At 45.6% G+C, this 15,847-nt stretch carries 12 protein-coding genes and 1 pseudogene; 7 read left to right on the forward strand and 6 right to left on the reverse strand.

The genetic code is table 11. From position 1 onward, the window contains the following. Nucleotides 1-445 precede the first annotated feature (445 nt). From MHI01_RS16515 to MHI01_RS16535, 5 genes and pseudogenes are all read right to left on the reverse strand, one after another. Nucleotides 446-2,587: pseudogene (locus MHI01_RS16515) on the reverse strand (peptidase domain-containing ABC transporter). Beyond that, nucleotides 2,580-5,990 carry a type 2 lanthipeptide synthetase LanM family protein gene (locus MHI01_RS16520; protein ID WP_340983651.1) on the reverse strand — a complete coding sequence of 1,137 codons (3,411 nt, stop codon included), beginning with the start codon at nucleotides 5,988-5,990 and terminating at the stop codon, nucleotides 2,580-2,582. The pseudogene MHI01_RS16515 and the gene MHI01_RS16520 overlap by 8 nt, the downstream one beginning before the upstream one ends. A 104-nt stretch (nucleotides 5,991-6,094) precedes the next feature. Beyond that, nucleotides 6,095-6,277, reverse strand: a complete 183-nt coding sequence (locus tag MHI01_RS16525; protein ID WP_036616672.1) for a type A2 lanthipeptide — start codon at nucleotides 6,275-6,277, stop codon at nucleotides 6,095-6,097. A gap of 277 nt (nucleotides 6,278-6,554) precedes the next feature. Continuing rightward, nucleotides 6,555-7,937, reverse strand: coding sequence for a sensor histidine kinase (locus MHI01_RS16530; protein ID WP_036616670.1), 1,383 nt, complete (start codon nucleotides 7,935-7,937; stop codon nucleotides 6,555-6,557). Then, nucleotides 7,937-8,650 carry a response regulator transcription factor gene (locus MHI01_RS16535; protein ID WP_036616668.1) on the reverse strand — a complete coding sequence of 238 codons (714 nt, stop codon included), beginning with the start codon at nucleotides 8,648-8,650 and terminating at the stop codon, nucleotides 7,937-7,939. The genes MHI01_RS16530 and MHI01_RS16535 overlap by 1 nt, the downstream gene beginning before the upstream one ends. Nucleotides 8,651-8,803: 153 nt before the next feature. Here MHI01_RS16535 and MHI01_RS16540 point away from each other — a divergent pair, with 153 nt between their 5' ends. Genes MHI01_RS16540 through MHI01_RS16555 form a run of 4 tightly spaced genes read left to right on the forward strand, consistent with a single transcriptional unit; the run spans nucleotide 8,804 to nucleotide 11,600 of the window. Next, nucleotides 8,804-9,724: an ABC transporter ATP-binding protein gene (locus MHI01_RS16540; protein ID WP_370511453.1), complete on the forward strand. Its 921-nt coding sequence runs from the start codon at nucleotides 8,804-8,806 to the stop codon at nucleotides 9,722-9,724. Next, the gene (locus MHI01_RS16545) at nucleotides 9,724-10,473 is read left to right on the forward strand and encodes an ABC transporter permease (RefSeq protein ID WP_127547992.1); all 750 of its coding nucleotides are present in this window, start codon (nucleotides 9,724-9,726) and stop codon (nucleotides 10,471-10,473) included. The genes MHI01_RS16540 and MHI01_RS16545 overlap by 1 nt, the downstream gene beginning before the upstream one ends. A 12-nt stretch (nucleotides 10,474-10,485) precedes the next feature. Then, the gene (locus tag MHI01_RS16550; protein WP_036616664.1) at nucleotides 10,486-11,217 is read left to right on the forward strand and encodes an ABC transporter permease; all 732 of its coding nucleotides are present in this window, start codon (nucleotides 10,486-10,488) and stop codon (nucleotides 11,215-11,217) included. Nucleotides 11,218-11,246: 29 nt separating this feature from the next. After that, nucleotides 11,247-11,600, forward strand: coding sequence for a YxeA family protein (locus tag MHI01_RS16555; protein ID WP_340983652.1), 354 nt, complete (start codon nucleotides 11,247-11,249; stop codon nucleotides 11,598-11,600). 85 nt (nucleotides 11,601-11,685) lie between these two features. On the opposite strand, the gene MHI01_RS16560 is transcribed toward MHI01_RS16555, so the two are convergent. Then, a complete protein-coding gene (locus MHI01_RS16560; RefSeq protein WP_340388633.1) occupies nucleotides 11,686-12,942 on the reverse strand; it encodes a DUF445 domain-containing protein in 1,257 nt (418 codons plus the stop codon). A 332-nt stretch (nucleotides 12,943-13,274) separates the two neighbouring features. Here MHI01_RS16560 and MHI01_RS16565 point away from each other — a divergent pair, with 332 nt between their 5' ends. From MHI01_RS16565 to MHI01_RS16575, 3 genes are all read left to right on the forward strand, one after another. After that, complete coding sequence (locus MHI01_RS16565; RefSeq protein WP_047840390.1) at nucleotides 13,275-14,102, forward strand: aldo/keto reductase; 828 nt, start codon at nucleotides 13,275-13,277, stop codon at nucleotides 14,100-14,102. Nucleotides 14,103-14,375: 273 nt separating this feature from the next. Beyond that, nucleotides 14,376-14,894: a sigma-70 family RNA polymerase sigma factor gene (locus MHI01_RS16570; protein ID WP_340983653.1), complete on the forward strand. Its 519-nt coding sequence runs from the start codon at nucleotides 14,376-14,378 to the stop codon at nucleotides 14,892-14,894. Continuing rightward, the gene (locus tag MHI01_RS16575; RefSeq protein WP_340983655.1) at nucleotides 14,891-15,742 is read left to right on the forward strand and encodes a hypothetical protein; all 852 of its coding nucleotides are present in this window, start codon (nucleotides 14,891-14,893) and stop codon (nucleotides 15,740-15,742) included. The genes MHI01_RS16570 and MHI01_RS16575 overlap by 4 nt, the downstream gene beginning before the upstream one ends. The last annotated feature ends 105 nt before the right edge of the window (nucleotides 15,743-15,847 follow it).

Consider the following 15,847-nt stretch of genomic DNA (forward strand, 5'->3'; position numbering starts at 1 on the left):
TAGATAGCACAATTAGTAAGAATACACATACCTTTTTTTGTATTGGCCTCATACCAATCACCTTCTTCTTATGATTTCAATGTATATGTGCACCCAATGAATCAGGATCATTCACCCATGCCTTCTGCTTCTGTTAACTGAATCATAGTACAAAATCAACATGACCACATCGGCTGAGAGCATCGTTTTTATGTATCTTTCTTCCTAATATGATTCATACGCGTGTTCGCGTGTATATTACCCGATTTCCTGAATTTTGCATCAGTTTAGCTTCTCGGATTTTCCATATATAACAAAAAAGCATTCTCTTCAACACATATTGTGTAGAAAAGAAAGCCTTTTGTCTTCCGTCAACATCATCCTCACTAGCCTCATCCATACTGTCTGGCCCCGGTTTCGTCCAGTTGTTCACACACGAGATCATTGTAGGATTTACACCGTCCAATCAATTCATCATGTGTTCCAGCATCCACGAGTACACCCTGATCCAGTACATATATGGTGTCCGCGCTTCGAATGGTACTGAGTCTGTGAGCATGATAATCTGGGTGCATTTCAACATATTCAGATTATGGGCAATCGTCGCTTCTGTAACAGTATCCAAAGCACTAGTTGCCTCATCCAACAGAAGAACTTTGGGTCTGCTTACCAATGCTCGCGCGAGAGCGACACGTTGCTTCTGCCCTCCAGACAGATTCGAACCCGCTTCAGAGATCAGTGTGTTATACTTCATTGGCATCTTCTCAATATCGTCATGAATATCCGCCAGCTTCGCTGCGAACATTACATCCTCCAGCGTTGAACCCTCTGCATGTAGCCTGATGTTGTCATACACGGTGTTGTTAAACACAAAGTTATCCTGAAGCACGATACTGATCTGGCTGCGAATATCCTGCTGCTCCAGTTCTTATACAACCACGCCGTCAAAATAGATATTACCCTGTGTGGGCGTATACAGCCCTACCAGCAATTTCGCCAAGGTACTCTTTCCTGAGCCTGATTTGCCAACCAAAGCGACCCTTTGCCCTGCTTTAATCGTAATATTAATATTTTTCAGCACATCTTCCCCGTAGTCGGTATACCTGAAACTGACCTGATCAATTGTAATATCCCCATTCAGCTTTACATCTCGGAGGGTCGGTGTTTTCTTCTTGAATTTATTACTTTCCTCGGCTTGAATGACATCATAGATTCGATCCAGCAGCGCATCCGCCATCACGAACTCGTTCAGCATCAAAGCAAGCGAGTTCAGCGGCCCCAGAAACAGCGCGGCCAGGGACTGGAATGAAACGAGCATACCAAGTGTCATATTCCCCTGCATAATCTGATATAGTCCCACCAGCAGAATGAGCATCGGAGTCATAAAACTCAGCGTATTCGTCACGGTATTTACTCTTGTCTGAAAAATAGCTTTTTCCTTGACCGTTGCAAGCTGACGCATGAATAGTGCTCTCCATTTTTCCCCGGTACGCTCTTCAATCCCAAGTGATTTGATGGTCGAGATGCCTTCCAACACTTCCGTCATGAATGATCCAGCCAAACTTTGGGCAACAATTTGGGTCTGTGTCAGTTTCTTGAATCTGCTGCGTGTGTATACAAAAACAAGAATTTGAACCAGTCCAACACCAAGCAGTGTAAAAGCGATCAAACGGGACTGGATTACAATATACGTGAAGGTCACAACAATTAAAAATAGATTGATTAGCGTAGAGATCATCTTCTGGGATAATATCTCTCGAATGGTCGTATTGCTATTAATCCGCAGCATCAAATCCCCGCGCGAACGAATTTCAAAATATTGATAAGGCAGTTTGAGCATATGAGAGACAAAGTTTGTCGTCAGTTGGGAATCCAACAATTCCTGAAGCCGTACGATGCACATATCCTTCATATAACTGAAACCGATCTGAAATAGGGTTAACAGCACAATGCTGGTGATCAGGACAGGAAATAACGAGTAGCCCTCACCGCTAGTGGCCGCATCAATCGAAACCTGCATCAAGAACGGAAAGGCCACCGAAACCAATTGCAGCCCCAGAGCAAGTAGAACGGTCCAACCAAAATATTTTTTGTTACTGCGAATCAAATCCTTGAAGTACGCCACTTTACTAATCTTTTTCTCGGACAAGGGTACAAAGCCCTCATCCGGATATACGAGCAAAAAAATACCTGAATATTTCTCCGCAAACTCCTGCGTACTGATAACCAGCCTTCCCAAAGCCGGATCAACAATAATGAAGTGCCCACTCGTCTTGATCCGCTCAAGCACGACAAAATGATTGTCCTCCCAGAAACAAATGACTGGCAGAAAATCATTGTTAAGTGATTCAACAGGCGCTTTTTTGGCTATCCCTTTCAAGTGATAGGTCTGAGCAACCTCTTTCATTTTGAGCATGGAGCTACCATCCCTGCCGTTTCCCAGCATTGCAAAACGTTCCCTCAGATCGGTGAAATCAGCTTCATAGCCATGATATGCGAGTAACATGTGCAAGCAACTGGGACCACAATCATATTGATTCATTTGCAGTTTGACAGGGATTTTGCGTTGTCTCTTCCGGCGCAGACGGAATACAGGCCGTTCAGGCATGATGCTGCCCCATATGGGATGACTGCTCCATAGTAGTCATCTGCTGCTGAGCGGACGCCGTTTCCATAGCGTATGTCTGAGCCATATCCCTTATCCCCTTGCCCTTTGGTCCTTCCATCATCAGTACTGAAGGCAGGTCACGATTGTACAGTCGGAGCAATTGATATCCAATTCCTGCAAGCCCTAGCATCAGTCCTGGGATTTGCTGACGACCCGGAATGCCGCATCTCCAATGATGGTTATCACGTCTCACCTGTGTCACAATGTAATTTGCCATCTGAACCGAGAACTCTTTCAACTCTTCATCCTGCAAGTAATCGGCTGCGAGAAGGAACAGCTCCAGATTGCCCATATCCCCATGGCAGAGCGAATAGCTAACTTCTGTAAACCCTTCTTCCATCGTCTTGGCTAACGCCCTGCGGATATCTGTCTCTATCGTATCCATAGCTCCCAATGACCTCAATTGCTGCGCTATCCCTACGCGGGCGATCCCTAGACCGGGTGCGCCATTACACCAGTACATAACATAGTGTTCTTCCGGCATGTTGCCATCGGTGAACCGCAGATCTTTCCAATTGTTTACTTCAGGGCTGTAGAGGGCTTCCTCATACTTCAGTCCTTCCATACAAGTTTCAAGATAGGCTTTGTTGCCTGTAGCACTGTATAGACGAGCCAGACTCAGACAGATACCTGCGTTGCCATGTGCAATACCGCTAAGTGGCGTTTTATTGATCGCTGACGTCACCCAAGCCATACCTTGATCCATCGGCTGGGCAAGATCCAGCAATCGGTCTGCGCATCGCACAGCCACATCCAGCGCTTTTTGCGATTGGAAGCTCGTATACATGTCTACACATGCCATCAATGTGCCCGCACAACCTGAGATCACATCCAATTGCTGATCACTATCAATCATATCGTCCAAGATATCGAGTAATTCCAGCGTATCCGGGTTGATCCCCGGCTCGGAACATACGTTAGCTTTATGCACCAGCAGATAGAGAAGCGACCCGTAGCCAGTGAACAATGAGATGTTTTTGTCGATGTTTTTGCTAATCATTTCCCAGGCAGTCTGAATGCACAGATTAACCATCTGCATATATTTGTGGTCACCTGTCTCCTGACTCAGATACAGATAGAAATAGGCAATACCGGTTACCCCGTTATATAACCCCAACTCGGAAGATTTGTAGATCAGCTTCTCGTCTGCATCCATACCCATACTGATCCATGACACCGAAAGACCTTCATCTCCCATAATAGCAATATCTTTTATGTACTCCCCAATCCTCACGGCTTCTTGCAAATATTCTTCTTTGGTCATGTGTATTTGATGTTCATTCAATATTTCCGGTCGGACGCTTTCCGTGCTTTTCTCCATGGCGAATGAGCGTTCCAGGACATATTTAGTCTGAATTGTACGCTCGGTAAACTCCCATTGCATATCCATGTCTTTGGGATTCATCGCCTGCACTTTATCCGCGGTCTGCGTTAAAATATCGGAGGAAAACACGCCGTCAATCGCTTGGTTGTCGTAGTGGTGGAACAACATTTGCTCACCGATAAACGTCTGGAACATGGGTACATCGCCGTGCAATAGATCATGGCACTCATATCTCACCAGTTTTTCACGATCACGATCCTGCCGCACAATCATCCACATCATGTCGAACAACAGATTCTTATCCAACCCGTCTCTGAGATATTTCGGATGGGAACTGGCTTCAATCAGCGTAAAATACGTAACGGTCGGACGAACAATGGTACGTACAGCACAACCATGGAAGTCATTGCGGACTGTTGAGATAAATGACTCCTTTTGCTCCATAATAGCACTGTATATGCGATAGAAACCCTCCTTCAAACTTTGGATATATCGCTCAGGTTTAATGGGTGTATGTTCATATGAAGGCAAATGACTAAATCGACTCACACTCACCTTGCTTCGTTGGATTCTCATGGTATCGGTGTTTTTATCATGAATCTCATACGTATTGAGTACCTGATCCACATCCCCTGCAAGTCCGCTCAGATCACTGTGATACAAAGCGTTGGAATCCAACGTTGGTAACATGCTCGTTTTTAACACGGAATCATTCAATATCGAAAGGGTCTTCTCCAGTGCTGTATAGTGTGCCTTCTCCTCCTCATATTTGAAAGGTTGATTATGCAACAGTGATTCCAGATCGACGAAGAAGGGATGCTCGCCCTGAGCAACAATGTTCTCCATATGCATGTCTGTTGCATTAACGGCATACAAAATAGCGAGATACTGCCCCTGCCGTTCAAAAAAGCGTTCCGCTCCCTCCAGACTGGTGACTTCCTCATAGGGAATGAATTGCTGCCAGCCATATTCGGTGCGATCCAGCGATTTGGCAATACGGAAGGGTAATCCTATTCGCTGATCGTTAAACCATTGCAACAGACTGGCAAAAGCGGTGTCGATGGCCATGTTCCTAGGTTTGTACATGACATTGACCCCTTCGGCAAATGCCAACCGCAATACACTAGCTCCACCGTTATGGGAATCCCCGAGAAATACGATATCCTCCAGCTTATCTAGCTTGAAATCAAAAAAAGATTCCAGTTCACGACGATCTCTTGTCAGCCGCTCCAGAACACGCATCATATTCAGACTGATCCGAAGAGTGTGCTCGACAAGTCCTCGTGCAAGAACAGGATATTCCAGTAGTAAGGAGAGAATCTGATCTCTGGACTGCATGTTCTGGTTCACAAAGTGCAGATACCGCTGCCGGGAATCCTCACCTCTCAATTCATCTTGCAATCTCGCTTTATTTAATTCATAGATTAGTGTCTTGGCAGACATGTGGAACACTTTATCCGAGACGGTCTTCAGAACAAGCCCAGTAACACGTCGTTTGTCCAGCCATTCATATCCATCATTCAAGCCGTCCGTCATGATCTGAATGGATCGTTGCAGGAAGGGTCTAGAAAACTCAAAGAACGGGATTTCTTCCGTATTCCCCTCAATAAAATATTCGATCTCCAAATGCTCATTCTCCAGAAATGTGCTGCAGAGTTCCTGATGCCAAGGCATCTGCACAAAGTCGTACATGAAGCCTGTATCGTTAAACATAGCCTGCACCGTCTCCATATTCATGGATTCAGCCCGGAAGCGATTGGACAATAGCTCCTGGTCCTGAAAAAACTTTTCAAGCCATTTCTGCATCCTTTCCGACTCGGAAGTGTGCTCCACAGGCATGTCCCCATGCTGAACGTCAGCAGTTATATTTTTTTCATTTATATCAACAGCAATTTCCTCGCTAAATAAGAGATCATTGGGAACTTGGGCAGCATATCGCTGCACAAACTGCTTGTATTTCTCCGTTAAGTAGAGTGCATCACTCCACCGGGAGTCATGTAACCGCTCCTGTATGCTCATCGTTTTATCTCCCCTTCTATTGGATGGTTCGTGCCCAAAACCTCATATAACAAAATCAAGCACATAACTGAAATCAGCTATGTGCCCGAAGATAAGAGTAAAAATTAACAACAAGTCAGCCAAGAAGAAGGCGAAACCGAATTATAATGACATTCATGACTTACCGTACAGAATACACCGCCGCTTGCTTCAACATCAATTACAGATACCGCACCTGTAATGACCATCAGCTCATCATCACTGATGTCCTCGATTGCTCCCAATGCTTCGAGATTGAATTGTTTCATTGAAAAAACCTCCATTCAATTTTTTTTATATGTATAGCTTAAAAAAAGCTAAACACCAAGGTTGAATTCAAGTCTTTACAATCCCAAAATATTTAATTTATGTAATTATTTCCTATATTCATCCTAGCACAATTTGCTATTTTTTTGTAAATCCATTCTTTGGATTTTCGCGTCATTTTGACAAGAAACATTACTTTTACTATGACGATGACAAAATTGCGATAGTTCGTTGTTACATGTATAAAGTTTTAAACACCTGTCCAAGGCAGGTGTTTTTCTAAGTAGCAGGCAACTGCAATACAGCTCTAAACCCTTCCCCACTGTCACTCGTGAGAATAAGCCTTCCCCGATGAGCCTTTGCAATCCTTGATACCATTGGAAGCCCCAAGCCATGTCCCTGGCGGGAGGGCCGTACACGTCCTGCGGCATAAGGGAGTACCACCACATCGTCCAGATACTCTTTTGGAATTCCTATCCCATCATCAGATACCACAAATTCACAACATAAATCCTCCGCTGAACGGCTCGTTTCCAGCACAATTGCACATCCATCCGGGTTATGCCTGATACTGTTATGTATCAGGTTCGTTACTGCACGATACAGTAATCGCTCATCCCCCATAACCTGAAGACTTTCGTCCTGAACATGAAGCGAGATCGGATAACGTTCATCCAGGCCATTGTTCAAAAAATCCGACACGACCTGTCTTGCCAGAACAGAGAGTCGAATCGACTTCAACTGCAAGGGCTGCATCTCATACTCCAGCATGGACACCAAATTCAGATCACTGACCAGTGACCGCAGACGTTCACCCTGGCGACGAATAATGGATGCCTGCTGTTTTTGCTCAGCTGGCAAATCCACTTGCTCTTCCAACTCGCTCGCGTAACCCAGAATCATGGACAATGGCGTCCGTATATCGTGAGAAATGCCTGCGATCCAGTTGGATCGAGCTTCATCTCTCGCTTTAAGAGCATCATCCTTATCCTGAAGCATGCGAGATGTTGAATTGATGCTTTGAGACAGATCATTAAATATACCCTTGGTCTCGACATGAACAGGCTCTTCCTTTGCCAGCGCATGAATGCCATTGATCAACGGTCGAATACTACGGATTACCCGTGTTCCAATTAATACGGAGACCAGAAGAGCAAGAGCCACATTACACACCAATAATAGGATGATCCGAACAGGTAATGACTTAAGCCACTCTGCCAAAAAGTCGAACTGGTATTTTCCGTACGTATTCTTGGGGTAGCCTACGACCAATAATCCGTCTTTACGCTCCCAAACATACACTGGGTATTCCATAAGATAATATCGGGAGAACTTCGCAACATCCGTCACGTTATAAGAGCGCGGGATTTCAGCCGGAAGCTGTTCGCTCCACTGTACCTTGCCTTGGGGATCAAGCAACATAGCCCAAGCCTGATATGTATCCAGCAATTGCATTCCATCGCTGTCCAGCGCATATTCCCCCTGCTCTCCCTTGCTCAGGCCACTAGCCATCTGCTTCACAACCGCACCAGGGGAAGGCCCTTCATGAATTTCCTTGAAGATCAGCGAACCTAGCAGAATCAGATTGAATAGTAATAGCACCACAGATACCAGAATGGTTGATCCGACGAACCTTCTTAGAATTCGAACAACGCCATCCATTACCTAGACTCCTGAACCATCAATTTATAACCAAGTCCCCGTACCGTCAGCAGAAATATCGGTTTGGATGGATCTTCCTCAATCTTCTCCCGGATTCGCCGAACATGCACCATCAGGGTATTCTCATACCCATAACTCTCGTCTCCCCAGACGGCTTGACACAGGGCATCACTGGTTACAATTCGGCCCTGATTCTCATACAACTTGATCAGTATGGCATGCTCCTTAGCTGTCAATGGAAGCTCCCTGTCTGTCCTCTGTACAACAGCGCTCTCCAGATCAATGGTTTGTCCACCCAAACGAAATACAGGCAATCTCTCCACTGTGTTGGAAGCATATACCCGCTTCAGGATAGCCATAAGCCGGAGAATCAACTCTCTTGGCAGAAAGGGCTTGACCATATAATCATCTGCTCCAAGCCCCAGACCGAGCAGTCGATCCTCATCTTCACCACGTGCAGACAAGAACAGAACAGGCATGTCCGAGAATGACCGGATCGAAGAGAGCAGAGAGAACCCATCTCCATCCGGAAGCATCACGTCCAGAATAGCTGCATCCGGCTTTTCAAGTCTGCATACCGCCAAGGCATTCACGAAGTTACCAGCCGTATAGATCCGGAAAAAACCTTCTTTCCGTAAAAAACGTTCAATCATTTCCCGTATTTCGGGCTCATCATCTACGATCAATATTTTCTTATTCTTCAATAATTCCATTGATATCACCCTTTTTATTATACATCATAAAGGCAATCATCCGATATTTTCCATTTCCATTTAAGGTAATTGTAAGGTTATCTTCAGCTACGAGCAAGAAGCCTGATCTATATTTAGAGCAACAGAGACATTAGTGAAATGGAGTTGAGATCAATGATAAACAGTTCCCCCATCGTGGAAACGCATAACCTGTCCAAATCTTATGGCGGTACTAACCGCGTACATCAGGTCAATCTGGCAGTTGAGACGGGACAGATTTTTGGCTTCCTGGGTCCTAACGGAGCAGGCAAAACAACCACATTAAAAATGCTGTTGGGTTTGATCAAACCTACCGAAGGCACTGTAAAGGTGTTTGGCAAAGATCTGAATAAACATCGCCCTTCCATTCTGAATCAGACAGGTTCACTGATCGAATCTCCATCTTATTACGGCCACTTGACTGGACTTGAGAATATGAAAGTCATGCAGCGACTACGGAACGTGCCGAATAAAAATATTGATGAAGCTCTCAAAATTGTTCGACTTGAAAATCAAAAACATAAACAGGCCGATCAGTATTCGCTGGGGATGAAGCAAAGACTCGGTATTGCCATGGCCCTGCTTGCCTTTCCAAGCCTGCTTATTCTGGATGAACCTACGAACGGACTTGATCCGTCCGGGATCGGTGAGATCAGGGAATTGATCAAGTCCCTTCCAGGTCAATACGGCATAACAGTCCTGCTATCCAGCCACCTGTTATCAGAGATCGAACAGATTGCTACCTCAGTCGGCATTATCAGTGATGGCAAACTTCTGTTTCAGGGAAGCATGCAGAGTCTTCAGGCCAATAACAAGGCTACCATTCGTTTTCAGACGACGGATACGGCAAGGGCAGAGAAAATCCTTTTGACTCAAGGCTACATGCCTACAGTCCAGGGCAAACAACTGGTGTTCGACTACCTTCGTGACGAAGAAGTCTCGCAGATGAATAAGGTGCTAGTACAACACGATATTCCTGTGATTCGTATCGAGGAATACAAGAAAAGTCTGGAAGGTATATTCCTGGATCTGACCGGAAAGGAGCGGAGCCTGTAATGAAAGCTCTATCCTTAGAGTATTTTAAAATCCGCCGCAAAAAGATCTGGGTCATGTTATCTCTTTTTCTGGCCGCTGAGATGATCTGGGCCTCCATGTCCATGAGTATCTCCATCTCCCGAAGTGCAGCCAATGCAAGCTGGGAAGCCTTGATCTTCAGCATCGCTTCCATGAACGGTCTGTTTCTGCCCATTATATCGGCTATCGTTGTATCCCGCATCTGTGATATGGAGCATAAGGGGAACACCTGGAAGATGCTAATGACGACCAACACCGGACGTAATCATGTCTACACAGCCAAATACATATGTGCGAACAGCCTGATCCTTTATGGTATCCTTGCGCAAGCTGTGTTCATTGTCGGTTTCGGTTTATCCAAAAATATTTCCGGTCCGCTGCCACTTTCCCTGCTTGTGCAGTTCGCTATAGGCACAATGCTAACTACACTCGCCATCACCGCTCTTCAGCAATGGTTGTCTCTTACAGTACGCAATCAGGCTTTTGCGTTATGTCTGGGTATGCTGGGCGGATTCATTGGAACAACATCCGGGTTGTTTCCAGCAGGTGTACGTCACCTTTTCATCTGGTCTTACTACATGGATCTGAATCCAGTCACTTATATTTACAGCGCATCTTCGGGTACCTATGTATCGGGTATGCTGCCTGTCGGTCTTTTCTTAACCGCCTTGTTGATGGCTGCTATCTTCTATTTTGCAGGGAATATTCATGCTTCAAGACAAGAGATTTGAGGAGGGGAACACATGCTGAGGAGCATTTCCGCAGAATGGCTTAAACTTCGGCATTCCCGGATCAGCCTGGTACTGGCCATTCTGCCTATTATCAGTCTGCTTATCGGATGCTTTAACTTTTATTTCAATCAAGCGGCTTTACAAAACGGGTGGTACAGCCTGTGGACACAGGTCAGTTTGTTTTACGGAGAATTCTTCCTGCCCATCCTGATCGCTATCTGTTGTGCCTTTGTATGCCGCCTGGAACACAGCAATCGCAACTGGAATATGATTCTGGCTTCTCCTGTGTCAGTCACCAGCCTATTTGTTGCCAAGTTGGTCATTGTTGGCATATTGATCTTCTCGGCTCAAGCCTTCTTCATGCTCATGTACTGGGCAGCAGGCAAACTGTTCGTCATTCCGGGTCCGTTCCCGATGGAGACCGTCGTATGGAGCCTGCGAGGATGGTTTGCCGCTATCTCTATTGCTGCACTGCAACTAGGGTTGTCGATCCGGATAAGAAGCTTTGCGACGCCAATTGGCATCAGCCTTTGTGCAGTCTTTCTGGGACTAGGCATGTACGTGCTGAAAATCGGCATGTTATTCCCCTACTCCTTGTTAACTATAGGCATGGGCGTTCTGAGTCAAAAGGGACTGACATCCTCGGAGAATATCGTTTTTCTTTTCATGAACAGTCTCTTTATCCTTCTGTTTGCTACCTGGTCGATCCGCCGCCTGAAATATAAAGACATCGCATCGTCCTAAATTTACCGAGATCAAAGGAGGACAAGAACATGAAAAAAGCATTCACTATTCTCGCATTGGTACTCGTTATTCTGACTTGCCTGTGGCTCTTCTTCATGGACCCTGCTAAATTGACTCCCGATAACCCTGCCGGCAAAACAACCTACTATACCACTGTGAATCAGACTACAGTCAACAAGGATGACAATGGCAGATATGCTTATGAACTGATCGGCTATACAAACGAAGGAAAATCAAAAACACTAAGCTTCTCCACCAGTAAGCTACTCAAAAATGGGGCCTATCTGAAACTATATGTATCCACGCTGCGTGGTGTTACACACTGGGAAGAGGTCACAGCGGACGATCTGCCGGGGCAAGCCAAGCAGTTAACCTCTAAATAGAAAAAAGATGCGTATCTATATCTCCATTGATATTTGCATAACAAAGAGAGCCTTGCCCCATTACTTCAAGGGTGGCTCTTTTAGGTTATGCCAATGCCATCTGCAGCGCAGTCAGCGCAATCCCGATAACAAATCCGGTAACAGCTCCGTTGATCCGAATCCATTGCAGATCCTGTCCAACCTTATCCTCAATCATCGAAACCAAAGTGGCATTGTCCATTTTGTCCACATTTTCGCGTACCAGTTTACCGATTTTAGAATGATTTTTCTCCAGCAGTGTTGTGACGCCATTTACGATCTTGGCATTCATGCCTGTCATCAACGCGTCATCTGCCCGCAGATCAACCAATACCCGCTCAATGGCAGGCAGTGCATACGTATCTACATACTGTCCATCTTCCATCGCGGCGAGCGCCTTGTCTCTCAGTTCGGTGAGTTTGTTCAGCACCGTTTCCTCTGCGTTCCAGCCCTCCAACATATTGTTCTTCCAGCTGTTGATTCCATCTTGCATAGCCTCGCTCATTGCCAAACGCACCGTCTGGGTACGTACCATATCAAGCACCTTGTACCTTAGAGCGCTGCCTTCACGTTTCATATCCTCTACCCGATCGAAGAGATATCCTTGTAAAATGCCACCCAGACGCTCCTCGTTCATATAACCCAGGAACGCATTCATCGCAAACTGCATCAATCCGTTCATCTGAATGCCGCTGATGGCTTTCATGCCGCTTTCACCCAAAAACATGATCGTCTCGGGTTTAACCAGCCACTCCTCGGCTTGCTTCAGTCCATAGTCCAGCGCTTTGGCGTCGTAACCCCGCTCTGTCATCTGGTGGGCAGCCCGTTCCAGAATCGGACCCAGATCAAAGGCGCCCGCTTGTGACTTGATCTCACGTGCCACGAGCGGAGCAATCTGCTCTAACGGCAGACCAGCCAGAATTCGCTTGCAGAGCGTATCAATCATCGTCTTGATCCCGTCACTGTGAAGCTCACGTGTCAACGTATCGAGCACTGTCTCTGCTGCTTTGAAATCTGCAATTTTCTCGGTAATGCTGTCTTTGTTGAGCAAGTTATTCTCTACTGCGGAGACCAGACCTTCCGTCATTTTATCGCGATTTTTCGGCAGCAATGCCGTGTGTGGAATTGGAATGCCGAGCGGGTGACGGAATAGTGCGGTAACTGCGAACCAGTCCGCAAGTCCACCCACGAGTCCCGCTTCAAATGATCCTACTAGCAACTTGCCCACCGGAACGCCTTGGAACGGCAAGGATGCAGCAAATCCTGCTCCCATGACCACGAGAGACCAGGCAGCAGCTTTTTTGGTTTGTTTAGGTTTAGCCATTATATTCTTGCTCCTTTATCGTTAATCGTACGGTCTGGTCTATACCCGATCCGTACTTCGTCTGTTCTTATGTAAACTCTCCAATTACAAAGTCTTGACTTCCATATTTCGTATACTTCATCTTATCACCCACAAGCGTCAAAACCAAACCTCTGGTTGAAGAAAAAGGATAATAGCGGCGTTTACTTCGTAAAATGAATCACTCCATTTTCCAAGACCAGACAGATTTTAGTATAATCATTCAAGACGGCCCTTCGATATCGATTGGCTGCTGAACAGCAGGGTAATTACATAGTGGAACAATGAATCAATAAGAGGAGGAATTTCGGACCATGAAACACGTGCAGGACACAACCACGCTCTATAACGGAGTCAAAATGCCATGGCTGGGTTTTGGGGTATTCAAAGTTAAAGACGGAGACGAAGTCGTTCATGCTGTCAAAACAGCCATTCAAGCTGGTTATCGCAGCATCGACACTGCCAAAGCGTATAACAACGAAACAGGTGTCGCTCAGGGTATTCGTGAATCTGGAGTAGCTCGTGAGGATCTGTTCATTACCACTAAAGTATGGAATAGTGATCAGGGATATGAATCCACGCTGGCAGCCTTCGAAGCCAGCATGGAAAGACTCGAGCTGGAGTACCTGGATCTCTATCTTATCCACTGGCCGGTTAAGGGCAAGTACAAAGACACATGGCGAGCGCTGGAGAAACTCCATAAAGAAGGACGCATCCGGGCGATCGGTGTGAGCAACTTCCAGATTCACCATCTGGAAGACTTGATGATCGATGCCACGATCAAACCGGCAGTTAATCAGGTGGAGCTTCACCCACTATTGATTCAGTCAGAGCTTCGTGAGTACTGCAACAAACATCAGATTCAGATCGAAGCCTGGTCTCCGCTCGGACAAGGTCATCTGATGGATCATCCGTTGCTGAAGGATATCGCCGCCAAATACAGCAAGTCCCCCGCACAAGTAATTCTGCGCTGGGATCTGCAGAACGGCATCGTGACGATACCGAAATCCGTTACTCCTGAGCGTATTCACGCGAATGCCGATCTCTACGATTTTGAGCTAACTTCGGAAGAAATAGAGCAGATTAACGGCCTGAACGAGAACAAACGCTTTGGTTCTGATCCAGACAACTTTAACTTCTAATATAAGCAAATTAATTCGATTACACCCGCCTTCGATCTTAGAAGAGCGGGTGTTTTGGTATGTGATGTTATAGGCAAACTATTCGTTGTTAAGAATGGAGGCGAGGCTCGTTATCCTATTCAGGGCCGAAAGAAAAAAAATTCTTGACCGTTTAGAACTATTTCTTCTCCTCACCAGTCTAACGAGTGTCAAACGAACTCAAGCACTTATATAGGATCCAGGCCTGGAACGAGCGGTGACTTGAATATTTAGGTTGATCAGGGGGGATCAGGAGTGATTAGACTGAACCATAAAAAGACAAAAGAAGAACAGTTCAGCGAAAAAATAACAGTGATTCAAAATAAATTATATCGACTGGCATACTGCTATGTTAAAAATGAACAAGAAGCGCTGGATATCGTATCCGAAGCGGTCTATAAAGGGTACATCGCTTATGGGAAGATGGAGTCCATGACGTATTTTGATTCCTGGATGTCACGAATTGTGATTAACACAGCGATAGATCATATTCGACGCAACCAGCGAGTGACCTATATGGAGGATCATGTGCAGGAGTTTGTAGCTCCAGAGCGAGGGGCGTCGCTAGAAGAAAAAATGGATCTATATGACGCACTGGATCGACTCGTGCCCGAAGATAGAGCCTATATTATATTAAAGTTCTTTGGTAATATGCGTTTCCGGGAGATCGCTGAAGTGCTCTCCCTGTCGGAGAATACCGTTAAATCAAAATTCTATCGGATTATCAACAAATTAAAAATGGATTTAATTGAAGGAGAGGTTGAGAACGTATGACAGGAAAAGATCGTTACGAAGATATTGAAATCCCTGCTCAACTTACTGACGTTATTCATCATGCACAGAAAAGAGCCACTGCTCGCAAGAATTCATCTCGAATGATTCATTATGCTTCAGTCATAGCGGCATGTGCTGCTTTTCTCTTTGTGGTAAACATCCCTTCCGTAGCAAACGCCATGTCCAAAATACCTGTGGTCGGCTCTATTGTTCAGGTGTTGCAATTTGGCGATGGAGGCAAAGTTACAGATGGAGTAACTGTGGGATCAGAAGCAACCGAAAATACGCTTAAAATCAATTTTAGCACCGACGATCAAAATCAGACTAATGATGCGCCCCATTATAATGTGGTACACAAAGAAGCACCGAATCGTATCCTCTTCACTTTTAGCGGTGCACGTTACATGGATATAAAGAAAGTCAAAGCCGACTTCATGACCCAGCCTTTAGTGAAAGATGTTTATGGTTCCATGATTTTAGACGACTCTTCCGTCGGATTCGTAGTTGTTTTAAAAGAAGGGGTACAGTATGCCGTAACGGAATTCAAGAACCCTGGATACCTGGAAGTGAAACTCACTTCCGACGGCAAACCGGTCACACCTCGGAAGGTATACTCTCTCCGCACAGAATCAATGCCTTTTGGAGAATCGATGGGTATAATTAAAGAATCCTATCCGGATGAGGACATCTCTTTCCTCAAAACGTCCACTGGTGAGTTTACAGCAGTTATTGGAGAATATCTTACCGCTGAAGAAGCTGAACAGAAGCTCAAAGAACTCGCTCAGCAACCGGATTATCATGAGGAGTTTTATGTGGACAGCTGGATGAGTAACGAGAATCCGAAGTGATTAGTCATTGCCAAAAGTGATGCCTATTCAAAAGGGAATGATCTATCCCTGAACTAGGCATAGACCTCAGCATATTTAATACGCTCGATCCAAAAAAATCCCGAT

The organism is Paenibacillus sp. FSL M7-0656, assembly GCF_038003225.1.
Taxonomy (GTDB): domain Bacteria; phylum Bacillota; class Bacilli; order Paenibacillales; family Paenibacillaceae; genus Paenibacillus; species Paenibacillus amylolyticus.